The sequence below is a fragment of the Paraburkholderia sp. SIMBA_053 genome, assembly GCF_046534895.1.
Lineage (GTDB): Bacteria > Pseudomonadota > Gammaproteobacteria > Burkholderiales > Burkholderiaceae > Paraburkholderia > Paraburkholderia caledonica.
In genome coordinates, this window is the sequence record NZ_JAWRXU010000004.1 from 519829 (window position 1) to 536998 (window position 17170).

At 58.4% G+C, this 17170-nt stretch carries 13 protein-coding genes; 10 read left to right on the plus strand and 3 right to left on the minus strand.

Going from position 1 to position 17170, the window contains the following annotated elements:
- The first annotated feature begins 634 nt into the window (after nucleotides 1-634).
- From SB753_RS17375 to SB753_RS17400, 6 genes are read left to right on the plus strand one after another with little or no spacing between them, the layout of a single operon-like run.
- Nucleotides 635-2953, plus strand: coding sequence for a polysaccharide biosynthesis tyrosine autokinase (locus tag SB753_RS17375; RefSeq protein ID WP_027804711.1), 2319 nt, complete (start codon nucleotides 635-637; stop codon nucleotides 2951-2953).
- A gap of 45 nt (nucleotides 2954-2998) precedes the next feature.
- Nucleotides 2999-4114: a glycosyltransferase family 4 protein gene (locus tag SB753_RS17380; protein WP_087754339.1), complete on the plus strand. Its 1116-nt coding sequence runs from the start codon at nucleotides 2999-3001 to the stop codon at nucleotides 4112-4114.
- Nucleotides 4115-4135: 21 nt separating this feature from the next.
- Nucleotides 4136-5587, plus strand: coding sequence for a hypothetical protein (locus tag SB753_RS17385; protein WP_410800975.1), 1452 nt, complete (start codon nucleotides 4136-4138; stop codon nucleotides 5585-5587).
- A 42-nt stretch (nucleotides 5588-5629) separates the two neighbouring features.
- Nucleotides 5630-6640, plus strand: coding sequence for a glycosyltransferase family A protein (locus tag SB753_RS17390; RefSeq protein WP_310069585.1), 1011 nt, complete (start codon nucleotides 5630-5632; stop codon nucleotides 6638-6640).
- A gap of 28 nt (nucleotides 6641-6668) precedes the next feature.
- Nucleotides 6669-7985, plus strand: coding sequence for a lipopolysaccharide biosynthesis protein (locus tag SB753_RS17395; RefSeq protein WP_088175379.1), 1317 nt, complete (start codon nucleotides 6669-6671; stop codon nucleotides 7983-7985).
- 52 nt (nucleotides 7986-8037) lie between these two features.
- Complete coding sequence (locus SB753_RS17400; protein ID WP_087754335.1) at nucleotides 8038-9225, plus strand: glycosyltransferase family 4 protein; 1188 nt, start codon at nucleotides 8038-8040, stop codon at nucleotides 9223-9225.
- Here SB753_RS17400 and SB753_RS17405 read toward each other — a convergent pair.
- Together SB753_RS17405 and SB753_RS17410 are read right to left on the minus strand one after the other, a co-directional pair.
- On the minus strand, nucleotides 9201-9836 hold the full coding sequence (locus tag SB753_RS17405) for a phosphatase PAP2 family protein (protein WP_410800977.1): 636 nt from the start codon (nucleotides 9834-9836) through the stop codon (nucleotides 9201-9203). The genes SB753_RS17400 and SB753_RS17405 overlap by 25 nt on opposite strands.
- A gap of 77 nt (nucleotides 9837-9913) precedes the next feature.
- Nucleotides 9914-11161, minus strand: coding sequence for an O-antigen ligase family protein (locus SB753_RS17410; RefSeq protein ID WP_204522844.1), 1248 nt, complete (start codon nucleotides 11159-11161; stop codon nucleotides 9914-9916).
- 613 nt (nucleotides 11162-11774) lie between these two features.
- Here SB753_RS17410 and SB753_RS17415 point away from each other — a divergent pair.
- The 4 genes from SB753_RS17415 to SB753_RS17430 all read left to right on the plus strand — a co-directional run bounded on the left by SB753_RS17415 (nucleotide 11775) and on the right by SB753_RS17430 (nucleotide 16192).
- Nucleotides 11775-13286, plus strand: coding sequence for a mannose-1-phosphate guanylyltransferase/mannose-6-phosphate isomerase (locus SB753_RS17415; RefSeq protein WP_410800979.1), 1512 nt, complete (start codon nucleotides 11775-11777; stop codon nucleotides 13284-13286).
- Nucleotides 13287-13325: 39 nt separating this feature from the next.
- Nucleotides 13326-14702, plus strand: a complete 1377-nt coding sequence (locus SB753_RS17420) for an undecaprenyl-phosphate glucose phosphotransferase (protein WP_020068491.1) — start codon at nucleotides 13326-13328, stop codon at nucleotides 14700-14702.
- Between the two features lie 118 nt (nucleotides 14703-14820).
- Nucleotides 14821-15846 carry a sugar-transfer associated ATP-grasp domain-containing protein gene (locus tag SB753_RS17425; RefSeq protein ID WP_087754398.1) on the plus strand — a complete coding sequence of 342 codons (1026 nt, stop codon included), beginning with the start codon at nucleotides 14821-14823 and terminating at the stop codon, nucleotides 15844-15846.
- A 22-nt stretch (nucleotides 15847-15868) separates the two neighbouring features.
- On the plus strand, nucleotides 15869-16192 hold the full coding sequence (locus SB753_RS17430) for a hypothetical protein (RefSeq protein WP_087754332.1): 324 nt from the start codon (nucleotides 15869-15871) through the stop codon (nucleotides 16190-16192).
- A gap of 28 nt (nucleotides 16193-16220) precedes the next feature.
- Here the strand turns inward: SB753_RS17430 and SB753_RS17435 are convergent, their stop codons facing one another.
- Complete coding sequence (locus SB753_RS17435; RefSeq protein ID WP_310069605.1) at nucleotides 16221-17087, minus strand: hypothetical protein; 867 nt, start codon at nucleotides 17085-17087, stop codon at nucleotides 16221-16223.
- Nucleotides 17088-17170: the final 83 nt, after the last annotated feature.

A 17170-nucleotide genomic window follows, 5' to 3' on the forward strand; every position in this document is an offset into this window, starting at 1 on the left:
CTTTCTAAATTGTGTGTTGCGTGGTGATCTCTTCCACGGAATCGGCCATTAGCACCCGAATTTACGCCCCGGGTGATGCACTCATTCGAACCGACGCTATGCTTCACTGCAGCATCTGTAGAAAAGTAGCGGTTGCCCCGGTAGGCGCTATCGAATGCCAGCAATGCGCAATTTCTTCACCTTTGTCACGTAAAGAAGTTGATTGAGGTGTAGTAATTGCCGTGTCTTTAAGTGCTTTGCACTGACGACGTACGACGAGGCATCGCTCACATGAGTCCGGGGCCGGACCGCGCTTTGCGAAGTCGACTGTAGGTCGGTCTCTGGTGTAATAAAAAGCTAACGATTTGTAGTACGGAATTAAACGCGGAGCGTGGTGTCAAGCGTATCGCTTCGTGATCTGGGGGATTGAAAGTCTGGAGACGGGGGCGAGCCGTGTTGCCAACGGCGCAGCCTTTGATCAATTCAAGCAGGTGGACAGCCACTTGGCTTGGCAAACCATGACGTAGTCCCCGATCAAACGTCGGGCCTACGCCATATGCGTTCCTGTCAGAGACGGCAGGAGCCGCGGACCGTTGGTTGAGCCAGGCGGTGTCGACTCATTACTGTGCCCATCAAACATGGAAGGATCAAACCGGTGGACTACTATCCTCTGAATTCGCTCCCGGCGACTGCCAGTACAGAGCGCGGCCAATTAAGCCCCAGTGCCATGTTGCGTCTGATGCGCGACCATATCTGGGAGATCGTACTTACCACGGTCGTCGTGGTCAGCCTCGCCGCCGCTTATCTGCTCATCGCGTCCCCGATCTATTCCGCGGATGTACTCATTCGCGTAGATCCGCCCGAACCGAATGCGCTCGGTCTTGCACTCCAGAATCAGGAGAACCTGCCTCCGCCCGCACCGTCTACCGTGACGGAAATGGGAGTCATGCGCAGCCGCTCCGTGCTCGAGCCAGTGATCCAACGTTTCCGGTTCGACGTCTCCGTGACGCCGCACAAGCTACCGCTGCTCGGCGACATTGCAGAGAAGTTTGCGACGCCTGGTGAGCCATCCCGGCCATGGCTTGGACTCAAGTCGTACGCATGGGGAGGCGAGCAGGTAAAGATCGGCACGCTTGACGTTCCCAAAGATCTGGAAGAAGAAAAAATGACGCTGGTTGCTGGAGAGGACAATACCTACGAATTGCGCGGGCCGCAAGATCAGGTATTCCTCCATGGCGTTATCGGCAAACAGGTGTCCAGTAATGGCATTTCAATGCGCGTGGATGAACTTGTCGCACGCCCGGGCACCGAATTCACGGTAGTGCGGTGGAATGCGGTGGACGCAATCAAGCGTTTCGACGCAACCATCAAGGTTAGCGACAAGGTCAAAGACTCCGGTCTTCTTCAGATCGAGTACACCGACAAAAGCGCGGCGAAGGCTGCTGAAGTCGCGAATGCGTTGGGCCAGCAATACCTGGCGACGGCGATTGCCAGCCGGCAACTCAACGACACCACCACGCTCGCGTTCATCAACGGAGAACTTCCTCGCCTGCTCGCAGACCTGAGGAAAGCCGAAGAAGCGCTAAAGGCATTCCGGGCCAATTCTCAGTCGATGCAGCCGACAGCAGAGGCGCAGGCCTACTTGCAAGGCGGCCTCGACATTGACCGGCAAATCGCAACGCTCCAGCTGCAACGCACGCAATTGCTCGAGCGCTATACGCCGCAGAGCCGTTGGGTGCAAAGCGTCGACACGCAGCTCGCGCAACTGAAGAACGCGAAAGCGAGTTTCGATGGACATTTCAACGGTATGCCTGCGTCCGAACGCTCGAGCGTCGATCTGATTCGTGCGCAGAAAGTGGCGGAAACGATCTACCTGGGGATGGTGCAGAAGGCCGAGCAATTGCAGGTGCGGCGCGCAAGTACCACTGGCGGAGCGCACGTGGTCGACGAAGCGATAACGCCGCATCGTCCGGTTAAACCGAAGCCGATTCTGGTGCTTCCTGGCGGTCTCGTACTCGGCCTCGTATCCGGCGTTGTGCTCGTCTTCATGCGCCGACATGTGCTGACGGGCGTAACGGATCCGCGTTATGTCGAACGCAGAATGAGCGTGCCGGTATTTGGCGAGATCCTGTTCAGCCAGCAGCAGTTGTTGCTCGACAGAACGAATGCCGGCGCGAAATCGCTGCCTGGTGCTGCCGCGCGAGCAGGGCTGCCTCAGCCGGCCACGGGCGGCGTGCCAGAAATCCAGGTGGCAGGCGGTGGCACCAAGGTGCTTGCTGAACGCTTCCCGAACGATACTTCTGTGGAGGCGCTACGAGCAGTGCGCACTTCGCTGGCACGCGATCTCGCGCATTCACGCAACAACATTCTGATGGTGATCGGGCCGACTCCATCGGCGGGGAAGAGCTTTGTAGCGGCCAACATTGCGACGCTACAGGCCGAGATCGGCGCGCGAGTTCTTCTGATCGATGCCGATATGCGTCGCGGCCATCTCGCATCGCTCTTCAATCAGAACAATCGCGGCGGTCTTTCCGAAGTTCTCTCGGACCGTATGCCACTGCGCAATGCGCTGCGTCATACGGGTATCGACGGTCTCTCGTTCATGTCGTGCGGTTCGCGCCCGGACAATCCAGCCGCCTTGCTCGCAAGGCCGCGTTTCAAGGAAGTGCTGGAACGCCTGAGCGGGCAGTTCGATCTGGTGATCTTCGATACGCCGCCGTTCCTTGCGGTCACCGACGCGTCGATCATTGCGAGCGAAGCGGGTGCATCGCTACTCGTGTTGCGCTCGGGCATGCAATCGGAGGAAGAGATCGAGGACACCGTGAAGAAGATGGAGCGCGCGGACGGCCGCATCGCAGGTGCGGTGTTCAACGGTATTCCGCTTCGACGTAGTACTCGCACCTATGGTTATGCAACCAACTATGCGAGCGACTATGGCGATGCCGACGCAACCAGTGGATCCCTGCGAACGTGAGCGAGTTGCTACGTCGTTCGATGAACTCGCAAAACGGAGAAGCAGATGGCGTTTGCAATCAACGGTAAATTCACTTCGCAGCCGGTCACGGGTGTGCAGAGAGTCGCGTATGAGTTGACGAGAGCGATGCAAATGCGGGTGCCGCCGGGCGAGAAGCTCGAGGTATTCGTGCCGCGCGACGCAAAGGAGCCGGGCGCGCTGCTGAAATGGCAGCGACGCTTCCCATGGCTTCGCGGCACGCTGTGGGAACAGATCACACTGCCCATTGCCGCGAGAGGCGTCAGGCTTGTCAACCTCTGCAACATGAACCCGGTGTTGAAACGCCGGCAGGTGGTGATGCTCCACGACATGGCGGTGTATGACGTGCCGGGCGGGTTCTCCAAAAAATTCGTACTGTGGTACCGCCTCTGTTTCTTCATACTGCCACGAATGCAGCCGATGATTCTGACGGTGTCGAAGTTCTCCCGATCGCGGATTTGCCACCACCTGAAGATCGACGAATCGCGAGTCGCAGTAGTGAGTCCCGCTGCGGACCACCTGGACCGCGTTACCTCCGACCCCGCGGTGATCGAGCGGCTCAATCTCGTCAAGGACGCCTATTGCGTCGTGGTCGGCAGTCTCGATCCGCGCAAGAACCTGCAACGCGTGCTGGAAGCGATAGAGAAGCTCGGGCATCTCGACCACGTCAAGTTCGTAGTGGTCGGCGGCAAGAATGCGCGCATCTTCAATAGCGAACTCGCCGAAGAGAAACCGCAATCGGAAAGAGTGGTGTGGGCCGGTTTCGTCACTGACGGCGAGCTGAAGGCACTCTATGAAAACGCCGGGTGTCTTATCTTTCCGTCGCTGTACGAGGGCTTCGGCCTGCCTCCGCTCGAGGCCATGTATTGCGGCTGTCCGGTAGTCGCATCGTCGCTGACCTCCATACCGGAGGTTTGCGCAGATGCGGCGATGTATTGCGACTCAACATCGGCGGACGACATTGCCGCGAAGATCTCTCTAATGATGACAGACGACGTATTGCGGCAACGTTATAGGGCAATGGGACTCGCTCGTGCGCGCGAGTTTCGCTGGGACGTGACCGCGCAAACCGTGCTCGAGATTCTCAAAGGGCAGGCGGGCGTGCAGTTGACGGGCGTGCCGGCCCGCGCGTCGGCGGGCTAGCGCATGTCGGTAGGCAGGCCAATGTTTCGCATTCGAAAGAGTGTCGGCAGACGTCGGGCGTTGGGAACAATCGCCGCCCTTTTTGGTGCGGCCATACCGCTTGCGCGCGGCAAGACTTCGGCGGCGGCCGGTACAGTGCCGCAAGCGGGAAGTTCGGGAAGTACGGAAGGTCGCAGGATCACGGACCTGATCGGCTCGAATGGATGGGCTGGCGCAAGCAACGACGTCGAGATGTGGCGGCAAATGGGCATCACCTGGGGGCGCGATTCGGTTGGCCCCGGTCAGCCGGATTCACCCACTGAGCCCATGCGTGTCGACAAGACCGGATCGCAGTTCGACAACGATCTTCCGTCAGCGCTGCTACTGAACAACCGCAATGGCATCAAGTCGCTGTTGCTGCTCGGCTATACGCCGCCGTGGAATGCCACCGTGCCCGGTGACAGCAATTCTGCGCCCGTGGATGTCCGGGCGTGGACCCGTTACGTCGAGGCAGTTGTGCGCAAGTACTCCGCACCGCCGTTCAACCTGCGCTATTTCCAGATCTGGAACGAGGCGGCCGGGAAATTGTCCGGTGGTTTACCGCAGGCTACCTTCTGGCACGGTCCGAACTTCAACAAGGATGAAAAGCGCGCGAAGCCGTACGACCGTGCGATGCAGGACTACGTTGAACGTGTGCATCTGCCTGCCGCCCGCATCATCCGGAAGTACAACGCGTATATCGTCTACGGCGGCTGGCCCGATCAGGGCGGCGTGTCCAACTTCTGCAAGTGGCTCGAGTACCGAAGTCCCGCTTCGAATGAACGCATGCTGGACTGGGTCGACTATCTCGACACGCACTACCTGGGCGTCGCCGATCTCGATCCGCTGTACCAGCAGTACGTGAAGAACGGGCCGGCGCGCGGTATCTGGCAGACCGAAATCGGCGATGCGTATATGAAGAATCCGCATTACCTGGCGGAGTACTTCTTCGACTTCGCGGTGTGGGCGCTCGATCGGAACTGGAACGAACCCAACAAGTACGTGTCCATGATCTATCACTGGGACGGATACGAGCCGTTCCGTCTGACTCATCGCGGTCCACCCAGGCGGACCTACAACGCGTCGGGCAGAAGCCTCGTCGTACTTCATCAGGCTGTTTCGGGCTCGCTGGCAAGTTTGACGAACCCGTTGCAATTTGGTCCAGGCGCATCCGGCAGCGGTCTGCGCTCCGGCAATGACATCGTGCTGCAGGTTAATGGATCCGCGGGCTGGCGCGCTGTGACAGTGGCGGGGCTTAAGCGGCCTTCGGGCCGAGAAGTAAAGATTGATTTCATAGACGCGGTGACGGGCACAGTAAGTGCACCTGATGCCATTACGACCACATGGAGTAACGACGGTTTGCAACTGCGATTCAAGGTGCCGGACAAAGTCAATGGCGCCGAAAACGATCCGCCAACTCACCTTGCTTATATCGCCGTCCGCTCGCTTGCGTAGCAATTCCGACTCACCGAAAATTTTAAAATAGCGTCGAATGCCATGAACCAGGTCACAGTTGTCATATGCAACTACAACTACGAACGCTATCTAGCGGCCGCGATCGATTCCGCGCTCAACCAGGACTATCCAGGCACACAGGTTGTCGTGCTCGACGACGGTTCGACTGACGGATCGCGGAAAATCATAGAAAGCTACGGTAGCCGGATTACCGCGATCTTCCAGGAAAACGGCGGCCAGGTCGCCGCATACAACCACGCGATTAGCGCGCTGGAAACGGAATACGCGATCCTTCTCGATTCGGACGACATGCTGTATCCGAGCGCCGTGTCGGAAGTAATGCAGGTCTTCAACAGCGGCTCGTGGGCGAAGGTGCAGTTCCGGCTCGACGTCATGGACGCAAGCGGAACGGCGACAGGGGCTTACGTGCCGAACACCGAACCGCCCGCCAACTGCGGAGAACTTCTGCAGGCGGGTTGGCTCTATCCGTCGCCGCCGGCCTCTGGCAACGCGTATCGGGTAAGCGCACTCAAGCAGGTGTTTCCTATTCCCGCGCCGGGAATCAATCGCTACGGCGCCGACTTCTTCGCGATCTACGGCGCTGCATTAGTCGGTCCGGTGGCCACGGTGCGCAAGTCGCTTGGCGGCTATCGCGTGCATAACGCCGACGGCGGCACGGTGTCCTTCGCCAATTCGGAGCAGATCTCCAAGGCGCCGAAGGCGCTGGGCATGCGCTGGGCGATCCTGAGAAATATTGCCAGGTCGCGTCTGGAGATCGAACTGCCCGCGACATTTCATGATTTTGGCCACGAGAAGGCGATCTTCTGTTCAAGCGTGTATCGGGCGACGCTCGTTCATCGGTGGCGCTGGATGTTGCACGATTCGCGCGGCTACCTGCATGCGATCGTAGCTAACCCTTTCTGGAGCGTGAAGAAGAAGTTCGGCACGCTGTTTCTTTCCGGCCTGTGCCTCGTACCGTACTCGCCACTTTCTGACTTCGTCGTTCGCTACATATCGAACCCGCTCGCACGCCGACGCGTGGCGCAGCGCTAAAGTCAGGAATACGCAATTGGAGAACGGAATGGAAAGACGAGACAACGCAAGCGTCATTGCGTTTGTTTACGGCGGATATTTGATGAGGTACGTGTACCTCATCATCGTTGTGCCGTTTTACGGAAGAATTCTCGGCGTGTCCGAGTACGGGCGAGTGCTCGCGTCAATGTCGCTTATGAACGTGATCTGGATGCTCGTGAGCTACGGATTCACGTTTGTTGGAATGCGCGAAGTCTCGAAGGCGCATTCGGTGCAAGAGTGCAATTCTATCTACTCGCTGCACGTCAGCGCGCGACTCTTGCTGGCCGCGCTGGGCGGATGCATCGGCCTCGTCGCCACCATGTGCTCGCCGACATTGTCTGAGCGACCTCTTATCGGTGTACTGGCTACATTGCTCGGCATCGTTTCGGCATTGAATCTGGGCTGGCTGTTCCAGGGGCGTCAGCGTTTTCGTACGCCGATCATGATCGAGGTCTTTGGCTTCGCCGTGAGCCTCGTGCTGGTGCTGAGCTTCGTGAAGGAGCCTTCAGATTCGGTGTGGGTGCTTGCGAGCCTGTTGATTGCCGGAGTGGCGTCGTCGATCATTTCGTATGGCATTACCACTTCACAACTGGGATTGCCACGTCTGAAACTACAAGGCGTGATGCCGCTGATTCGCAGCTCGACGATGCTGTTCTGCTATTCGTCGGGCTCCGTGGTACTCACGGCGTCGTCGACGTATCTGCTGACGTTGTTGTCCACGCCTGCTCAGGTCGGGTATTTCGGCGCGGCTGAGCGCTTCGCGACTATTGCTCTCAGCCTGATGGGCCCCGCATCGCAGGTATTCGTCCCGACGATTTCGCGGCAGCTTGCTCATGGCGACAAGGACGGCGCGCATGCGACCACGCGTCAGGGCGCGGCGCTTCTGCTCGGCTATGGCCTACTCGTTTTTTGCGGCGCAATGACGTTGTCGCCCTTTGTCTTGCCGCTGATTCTCGGGCCGGCGTTCGAGCCTGCCGCTCGAGTTCTTCAATGTTTCGCGTGGATGTTCCCGTTCGTCGCATTCAACGAGTTCGTCGCGTTCTATGTATTCGTTCCGCGCAGAAAGGACCGGCTGCTTGCATTTGCAGGAGTAGCCTCCGGCCTCGTCAATCTGGCCGCGGCGCTGCTTCTCGCGCCGCGCTTCGGAGCAATTGGCATGGCAACTGCGCGGGTCATCGGCGAGGCGACCCTCGCCGTGATCCTGATGGTCATCATGGTCCGGCTCGAATTGGTTGGGCTCGTGCCGGGCGCACGGCGCGCTGCAGGAATGCTGGGGCTTGCATGGGGCGCAAGAGCCCAGGCAGGCGCGACCAAGGACGACTGAACCGGATTGCCGGCGCTGAAGCGTCCGGCGCGTAATCTCACAGGAGGTTGAAGTGAAAGTCGCTATTGTTCACGATTGGCTCGTGGTTTCGGGCGGCGCAGAGAAGGTTTTAAAAAGCATCGTCGAATGCTTCCCGAAAGCGGACATCTTCTCGATTGTCGACTTTCTCGAAGATCGCGATTGTGTGAAGGGTAAGCCCGTCAACACGTCGTTCATTCAGAAGATGCCTTTTGCGCGGAAACGTTATCGTGCATATCTGCCGTTGATGCCGATCGCAATCGAACAACTGGACCTGTCTGCCTACGACCTCGTTATCTCGAGTTCGCACGCGGTGGCCAAGGGCGTGCTGACGGGCCCCAATCAGATTCATATCAGCTATGTTCATTCGCCGATTCGCTATGCGTGGGATCTCCAGCATCAGTATCTACGCGAATCGCACCTGAACAAGGGCCTCAAGTCCATCATGGCCCGTGCGCTGTTGCACTATATCCGCGGCTGGGATTCGCGTTCGGCGAATGGCGTGGACCATCTGCTTGCGAATTCGCACTTCATTGCGCGAAGAATCAGGAAGGCGTATCAGCGCGACGCTACGGTTATCTATCCGCCGGTCGATCTCGACAACATGGTCATGTGCACGCAGAAAGAGAACTTCTACGTGACCGCATCACGCATGGTGCCGTATAAGCGCATAGACCTGATCGTGCGGGCTTTCTCGCAGACGCCGGAGCGCAAGCTCGTGGTGATCGGCGACGGCCCGGAAATGAAGCGCATAAAGGCGGTCGCGGGCCCCAACGTGACGATACTCGGCCACCAGCCTCTGGAAGTGCTGGTCGATCATCTGCGGCGCGCTCGCGCTTTCGTGTTCGCTGCAGAAGAAGATTTCGGCATCTCCGTTGTGGAGGCTCAGGCGTGCGGAACGCCTGTGATCGCGTTCGGTAGGGGAGGCGCACTGGAATCGGTTGTAGGCTTGCCACTCGAGCAGCCAACCGGTGTCTTCTTCGGTGAGCAGACGGCTGAGTCTTTGCTCGAAGCAGTAACGCGGTTTGAGCGCAATGCTACGTTGTTTGACCCGGTCAATTGCCGCCAGAATGCCGAACGGTTCTCGACTGAGAACTTCAAAACCGCATTGACGGATTTCATTGACGCACGGCTTCTGCGCAGCTCAATCGAACAGCTCCGCCCGTACCTCGTGCGCGAGCGGGCTGTCGACGAACGTCATCTGGCGAGCGTGCCTTCGTAAGTTTGAATGCGATATTTGACGCGGCCTGCAAGAGCCATGATCGAGTGAGCGTGGCTGTGTATTTGCGGTGACCGCGTTTCAATAAGCCGCTGAAGCGGCGCCTGGTGTCCATAGGCGAGCGCGCAAACGAACAGAAGGCTCGCGGCCAACGACGCGGGCCGCGCACGTTCGGACTGCTCGGAAAGGGCCTTTCGCAGGAACATCAGGCCTACGACCGCGCCAAGAATCCACCCTGCAATCACCTCCGGCAAGGTATGCGAGAGGTCCATCAGGCGCGATACGCCCGTTAGCGCGCCGATTCCCATTCCAGCTGCAATTCCTAGCGACGGCGGCAGACGCCACCACTTCAATTGCAGTGCGAGCGCGACCATCCACACGCATGTCGACAGCATCGCGTGGCCGCTAATCACGCGGAAATGCGAAGCGGGAAAAGAGATGCCCCAGCCGGCGTAGAAGATCTTGCTCGCGCCGACAATGGCGATGCCGGCAGAAAGCATCACGATCCACCGGAAGGCGAGCTTGACGTTAAAGAGAGCGATCCAGCAGGCGCAGACAGCGGCCACGGGTAAGGTGACGGCGGCATCGCCTATGTTGGTGAATACTGTCCACATAGGGTTCCCGTTCTTGTTGGGTTTCGCTCTAGCGGGAACTGACGTTCCCGCTAGAGCGCAGCAGGCGTAGCAACTTCTTAGACGCGACGGCGGGCCAGCGATTTGCGCCGATTGAATTCCGCAGTGATCGCATTGGCGGATTGTGACGCCAGCAGCAGCGAGATGACGAGCGAGAGTATCAAAACGTTCGAAGGCGACACGAGCCGATGCTCTGTTGCCGCCATGACCAGCAAACACACGGACGAGATTTCGACGAAGCGGAACGCGGAAAAGTTCTGGCCGCCTCCGACCAACGCGCTGGCAGCCGCTCCATCTTTACTCCACTCCACCAGCTTCCAGAAGAAAGTCAGCGTGAGGAACAGGCCCACCACACCCGTTTCGGCGAGCGCATTCAGGTAAGAGTTATGAGCGTGCGAATCGCTGTGTTCGACCACGATGTCGGAAGGTGCACCGAACAGGTGAAAGTACGACGTTACAGTGCCGATGTGATCGTCGAATGAACCGAAGCCGAGGCCCACGATCGGGCTTTGCTCAAAATAGGCGAGGGCGCGCGGCCACAGCCATTCATAGCGGATGTTGAGGTTGGCGACCTTGGCATCCTGATTGTGGATATTGAACGGGTAGCCCATGTAGTCGATGGTCCCGTCGGTATGGAAGAAGGCCATTGCAAGGGAGCCCGCAATCAGACCGCCCATCAACACAGCCAGTAGCCAGCGCTTACGGCCGAAGTACAGGTACGGCAGTACAGCCGCGGCACCGAGCAGCGAGCCGCGGCTGTATGTTGAAAACAGCATCATTGCGTTGGCCGCGATCAGCGCGAGCAGCAGTTTGCTGCGCTTTTGCAGATAGCATCCAACACCGAGGCAGAACAGCATGGCGAAGAATCCGCCCGCTGCGTTGCGCGCAATAAAGTAACTGCCGAAGCTGTTGTCCGGGTTCGTGAAGATGCTCAGTATGCCGGTCTCGACGACGTAGTAAGCGTATGGCGGAATGTTGATCCCGACCGCGAAGATGAAGAACGTGCGAAGCACTTTGTTCAGATCCAGCCGATGCACATAGAGGCAACCGGCAAAAATGGGAGCGTAGGAAATGAAGAAGTTGCCGTCGCGCCGGTAGAACTCGAATTCGGTAAACGATTTCGGATCGTAAAGCAGCGTGGATACGACGATTAAGGCGGTTAGTGCCGTCAATGGTGTAATAAAAGCCGGATAGCGCCGGCCAAAAAAACGCCATGAGTAAAGAACGATCGGTACAAAGCCGACCGCGCTAAGTGGCACGAGATTCGTAACAGTAAGAAACAACGCAAGTAGCGAAATGTAAGCCATTGCGACTCCCGAAAAACAAATGGCGCATAGCCTGCAATGACATGGCCATTACGTGCGAACACAACCTGGTTGGAGATGCGGCGCGCCGCAGCGGGGCGACGAACCTGAATTGAATTGGGTCCTGCGTATGGATGAATGAGCTATCCAAGCACCCACGAAGGTACCACGTATAGGCACTGATTTCCACGCGCTGCCGCACAGACGGCGGGCGATAACAATGGTCTCGAAGACGGGCGCGCTCGCTAATGCCACCACGCTGGCCAAAACCTCAACTGTTCGCGCCACGATTGCTGTGGTGCAGCGTGAGGTGTCTATGATTGATCACATCGAGTAATGCTTCAGTGGCATCTGCATTCTGGCGCCACGCCGATATGTATGCCGTTTGTTTTTTCGTGAGCGACCCGCTGCTGCCTGAGTGCCCAAGGGTGGACGCTCACGGACGAGAACCCGGTGTGCATCCTTGCTTTACGCGGACAGAACGGCTCGCGTAGCCCGTTGATGCCCACACCCCGTCATTGATCACATGTGAGACCGGAAAGTGCCGACGTATAGCGTATTTCGTCGGCGCTTACGCGATTAATCGCTGTCCGGCCCATATGTCTTGGAGCGATAAATGGATAAAGTTTTTGCAACCGCCGGCGAGACGGACTTCGAAGCTCAGCACGTAGCACAGGAATGCCCCCCGCTCGCGCAAGTCATTCTCGCAGGCGGCTCGGGCACGCGTCTATGGCCTGTGTCGCGTGAGCAGTTCCCGAAGCAGCTGATCGATGTGATTGGCGACAAGACGTTGTTGCAGGCCACGATGAACCGGATGGACGACTTCAATCCGCTATGGAGCGTCGTGCCCGATCCGGTAATTGTGTGCGGTGCCGAACATTATTTCGCAACTTCTGAGCAGGCTCGCGAAAGTGGCGTGAATGCCCGTATCGTCGTCGAGCCCGGTCGCCGCGATACAGCGCCTGCCCTGACCCTTGCCGCGCTGACTGCAGCATCTGAAGGCACGGACGTAATTCTCGTCGCGATGCCTGCGGACCATGCGATTGCAGATCTGACGGCGCTCCATAAGGCAATTGAAATTGCGGCTCGCCATGCGGACGCGGGCGCTATTGCCACGCTGGGCGTTCCGCCTACGGGCCCGGACACGGGCTTTGGGTATATCCGTCTCGGCAGTGCACTGTCGGACGGCGCGCATCGAATCGAACGTTTTGTCGAGAAGCCAGCGCCCGAGTTGGCTGCGCAGTACGTCGAGTCCGGCAATTATTGGTGGAACAGCGGCATGTTTGTAGTGCGTGCATCAGTATGGCTCTCCGTGATCCGTCAGTTCCAGCCGCAAATACACGATGCATGCGTTCGAGCTTATGAAGGCGCCAAGGTCACCGACGGCTGTGTCGTTCCCGACGCAGAAGCGTTCTTGCAGTCGCCGTCGGACTCGATCGACTACGCAGTCATGGAACATCTAGGGAAGCCCGAATCGCCATTCTCGGGCGTGGTCGTGCCGCTCGAGGCCGGCTGGTCGGATCTGGGGTCGTGGGACGCCGTGTGGCAGGCGATGGAAAAGGACGATTGCGGCAACGCATCGAGCGGACGTGTTCTCTTCGAAGGTGCGACTGCAACTTACGCTCGCTCGCAAGGTGGCCGACTGCTCGCATGCGTCGGTACGAACGATCTGATTGTCGTCGAGACGGACGACGCCGTTCTGGTGGCCGACCGTTCGCACGTGCAGGACATCAAGGGACTCGTGTCGCGTATCAAGGCGGAGAAGTCACCGGAAGCGGATGCGCACAGAAAGGTGCGTCGCCCGTGGGGCTTTTACGATTCGATCGATCAGGGCGACCGTTTCCAGGTGAAGCGAATTGTTGTGATGCCGGGCGCGCGCCTGTCGCTGCAGATGCACCATCACCGCGCCGAGCATTGGATCGTGGTGAGCGGTACCGCTCTCGTCACGCGCGGCGAAGAACAATTTCTTCTTGGCGAAAACGAGTCGACGTATATCCCGCTGGGTATTCGTCACCGGCTCGAGAATCCCGGTTGCGTTCCGCTTCAGATCATTGAAGTGCAGTCCGGAACCTATCTCGGCGAAGACGACATCGTTCGATTCGACGATAAGTATGGCCGTGCTGGTTGATCGGCCGTGGCGAACCAGAGAGCGTACGAGGGAACTGCTATGCGATTGATCACAGGTCTGATGGCCAGGCTGTTCGATGTGGCGATGATCCTCGGAGGCGCGGTTGCCGCGTCTCACATTCGCTTCGACGATTTCGCGCAACGAAACTTCTACCTGGCATTTGTCGCGTTCGCGGCGGCGTTTTCGCTCGCTGTGTTTCCGGCGCTGGGCGTCTATCAGTCGTGGCGCGGCCGGTCGAAACGCGTTCTCGCCGGGCAGGTGGCGCTTGGCTGGCTCGTGGTGCAGGCCTGCGCACTCGCTTTGATGTTCTCGTTGCACCGCATCGATTTCGTCTCCCGGTTATGGTTCGTGTACTGGACTGGCATCGCTGGCGGCGCAATGATCGCAGGGCGCATGGTGACCCACGTTCTTCTCGGTCGAGTGCGCAACGCAGGGTTGAATCTCCAGAAGGTCGCTGTCGCCGCGTGCGGAGAACATTGCGACGAAATCTTGCGCAAGATGGAGATGGAGCCGGCCGCAGGCTTTCGTGCAAACGCTGTCTACAACCTGCGTCCGGACAAGGAAACCACGATGTCCGTGCCTGTGTTCGAGCAGCGCGCCGCGTTTGCGAAATACGTGCGCGAACAGCAGATAGATGAAGTGTGGCTGGCGTTGCCTTTGTCGGAGGAGCGCGCGATTCTGGAACTGGTCGATGAATTCCGCAACGATCTGATCAATGTGCGCTTCATGCCGGATGTCCGGGCGCTTGCCCTTTTCGATGGAAGCGTGACCGAGTTGCTCGGCTTTCCAACCATCAACCTGGCCGCCTCACCATTGCCGCCAAACGCTCTCGTGAAGAAAGAACTGTTCGATCGCATCTTCGCACTGATCGCGTTGATTGCTGTCTCGCCGATTCTTCTCGCGTGTGCGATAGCGGTGAAGCTCAGTTCGCCCGGTCCTGTGTTCTTCAAGCAATGCCGAAAGGGCGCGGACGGTCGCGTCTTCATGATTTACAAGTTCCGGAGTATGCGCTTGCATGCGAAGAAGGAAGGAGTGCTTGAGCAGGCTACGCGTGGCGACCCCCGCATCACGAGGGTCGGACGATTCTTGCGGCGTACGAGCCTTGACGAGTTGCCGCAGTTCTTCAACGTGCTGCGTGGCGACATGTCCGTCGTGGGGCCGAGGCCGCACGCGCTCGAGCACGACGACCTTTATCAGCACATCGTATCGGGCTATATTCACCGCTATCGGATCAAGCCCGGTATTACCGGGTGGGCACAGATCAATGGCTTTCGCGGGGAGACGGACCGCATCGAGAAGATGGAGGGCCGCGTAGCCCACGATTTGTACTATCTTCGGAACTGGTCGTTCGCGCTCGACGTCAAGATCATTTTCGCGACTGTATTCAAGGGGCTGCATCATCCCAACGCTTATTGATCCGTCCGTTGGATCGAGGCCCCAGTAATGCAGTGAAGTGCGTGCGGAGCTCAAGCATAATCAGAAGGGGGAGGGGACTATGAAACTGATCGACGTTGAGACAGTAGCCAGACGTTCAATAAAGAGCGTGGGGCGATACGCATTCCACCGGGTGCATGGCGTGCAGGCTAAGCGCGTCCTGCGGCAACTGGAGAAGAAATACGGACCAGCGGACCCGGCGACTCTCAAGCAAGCCGATACGTATGCACTCGACGTATTCGGCGATGCGATCTACGCACCCTGGCTTCGCGTTTACGCTGCGTTCAGCGGCACGTTCAAGGAAGGCTGGATCCCCGACAACTTTTACGGCGGCGTGGTCGTGCCCAATATGAAAGGCGGCTACGGCAGGATCTCGAACCTGAAGCCCATGTCGCGAGTCATCTTCGGCGGTGATGCGTTTCCCGATATAGCCTACTTCGCGAATGGCCTGTTCTTTACGGACCGCAACGTGGTGGTCCCGGAGCGCGAGCTCGAAGACGCGGTGTTCCGCGACTGCGATAAAGTCGTCTTCAAACTGGACGGCTCAGGGCAAGGCAAAGGCATTCACTTCTTCGACCGGAAGTCGTTCGACTGCGATCTCATCAAATCGCTCGGCAACGGAGTAATACAGAAGTTCATCGTTCAGCATCCATTGCTGAGCGCGTTCGCTGCCAACTCGGTCGCGACCTTACGTCTTACCACGGCGGTGGACGACCTTGGACGCGCCTCGCTGCGCGCCGCATTTTTGCGCGTGGGCAGAGCGAGTCATACCCATATCACGGTGGACGACGAAGTTTGTGTGCCCGTGGACCTGGTAACGGGGGAATTCGCTCGCAAAGGCTTCATGAGCGATTGGGGCGCGACTGAAGAGCACCCCGATTCCAAAGTCAGGTTCGCCGGACTGAAAGTGCCTGCGTTCAGCGATTGCATCGATACCGTTCTGCAACTCCATCGCAAGGTGCCGTTTGCGCGATGCATTGGGTGGGACGTGACAGTCGACAGTGACGGCAAGGTGCAAATTATGGAATGGAACGGCGAACACAACGATGTGAAGTTCAGTGAGGCGACCCAAGGTCCCTGCTTTCAGGACCTGAAGTGGGAACTGCTGAAGGGTAGCGCCTTATGACGGTATTCAGCGAGGAACGCGCGTGAGCGAACAATTGTGGTGCGTCCATATTGAGGGACCCGACGACTTCATTGCTATGGCTTCGCGAGAAGCGGCGCAGCGTGAAGCGTCGGCTATCAATGCGTATGTGGAGCGCTCAGGGCAAGCTCAGAGCGCCGCGCATGCGCGCGCGGTCGCAATGGAATGGCCGTTCCCGCCGGAGGGCCACGCCCGGGCGCTGGAAAGCGACTGGGAAGACTTGCAGCGCATGCCGCACCGCCAGCAGCAGGGCGGGTCGTCGCAGGGCTTGTTGACGAATATCGCGCGGCGCGTGAAGGAGCTTATCGAAGTCGCGCGAGGCGCATGACCGAACGGCCACGCGGCCGCTCAAGTGTTCAAACCCCCAGACGCTTCACAATTGCCGTCTTTACGACCGGCATGCCAATTTGCAAGAGCTTGCGGAAGCCCTCGTCGCGCCCGACCTTTTGCTCGACGTTATCTATCATCGCCTGCATGACATTCGCGGGATAAAACTCCCGGAAAAGTCTGTTCGCGCCGATTTGCTCGAAGACGTGATGAAGGAATGAGCCGCGCGGCGGTCCGACTCTTTTGAACAAACCCATCTTCACAACACGATTGTTCCAGAGGTGCAGCGAGTACGAATTGGCGCACAACGCTGCGCACTCGTCGAAGTACTGCGGAAGAAATACCTTGTAGTAATCGTCGAAATGTACCGGATAGAAGTCGCTTTCTGGTACTCCTGCATTTACGCCATATACGGACGTCAGCAAACGCGGCCCTGTGTCACCCCATTTTATGGAGGTGCCTTTCATCGCCTCGATCCGTTGCAAAAGCTCCAGCAGGCGCGGATCGGCGGGATCGAGGCGCAGCAGGGCGGTGCAGATGCTGGTGGCCGACTCCCGCCCGATAATGTTGCCCTCCAGGCTGCGATCAAACGCGCGCAAAAGCAGCATGTCGGTGTCAACCCAGATTTCGTCCGTCTTCGTAAACATGACGAAGCGAAAATAATCGGTGAAATGCGCCATTGACGGGGTACCGTCAATAGAAAATGCTGTTAACGCGTCGGACTTCACAATTTCGCTTGCGTCCTTGACGATCACGCCCTTGGGTACGTTCTGTACCTCGCCATACGTATAAAGCGCTACATCACTGCCATAGGCGGTGAACGAACTCAAACAGGCCACTTCATAGGCCGAAAGCTCTGGGCCATGCCAAAACGACGCGAAACGTGCGCTACTCATAGTCTATCCATTGGGAAATTTGGTGCGGTGGGAAGCAGGCGGGGCCCGAAACTGATCGGACCCGAGAGGGCGGACGGCGCACG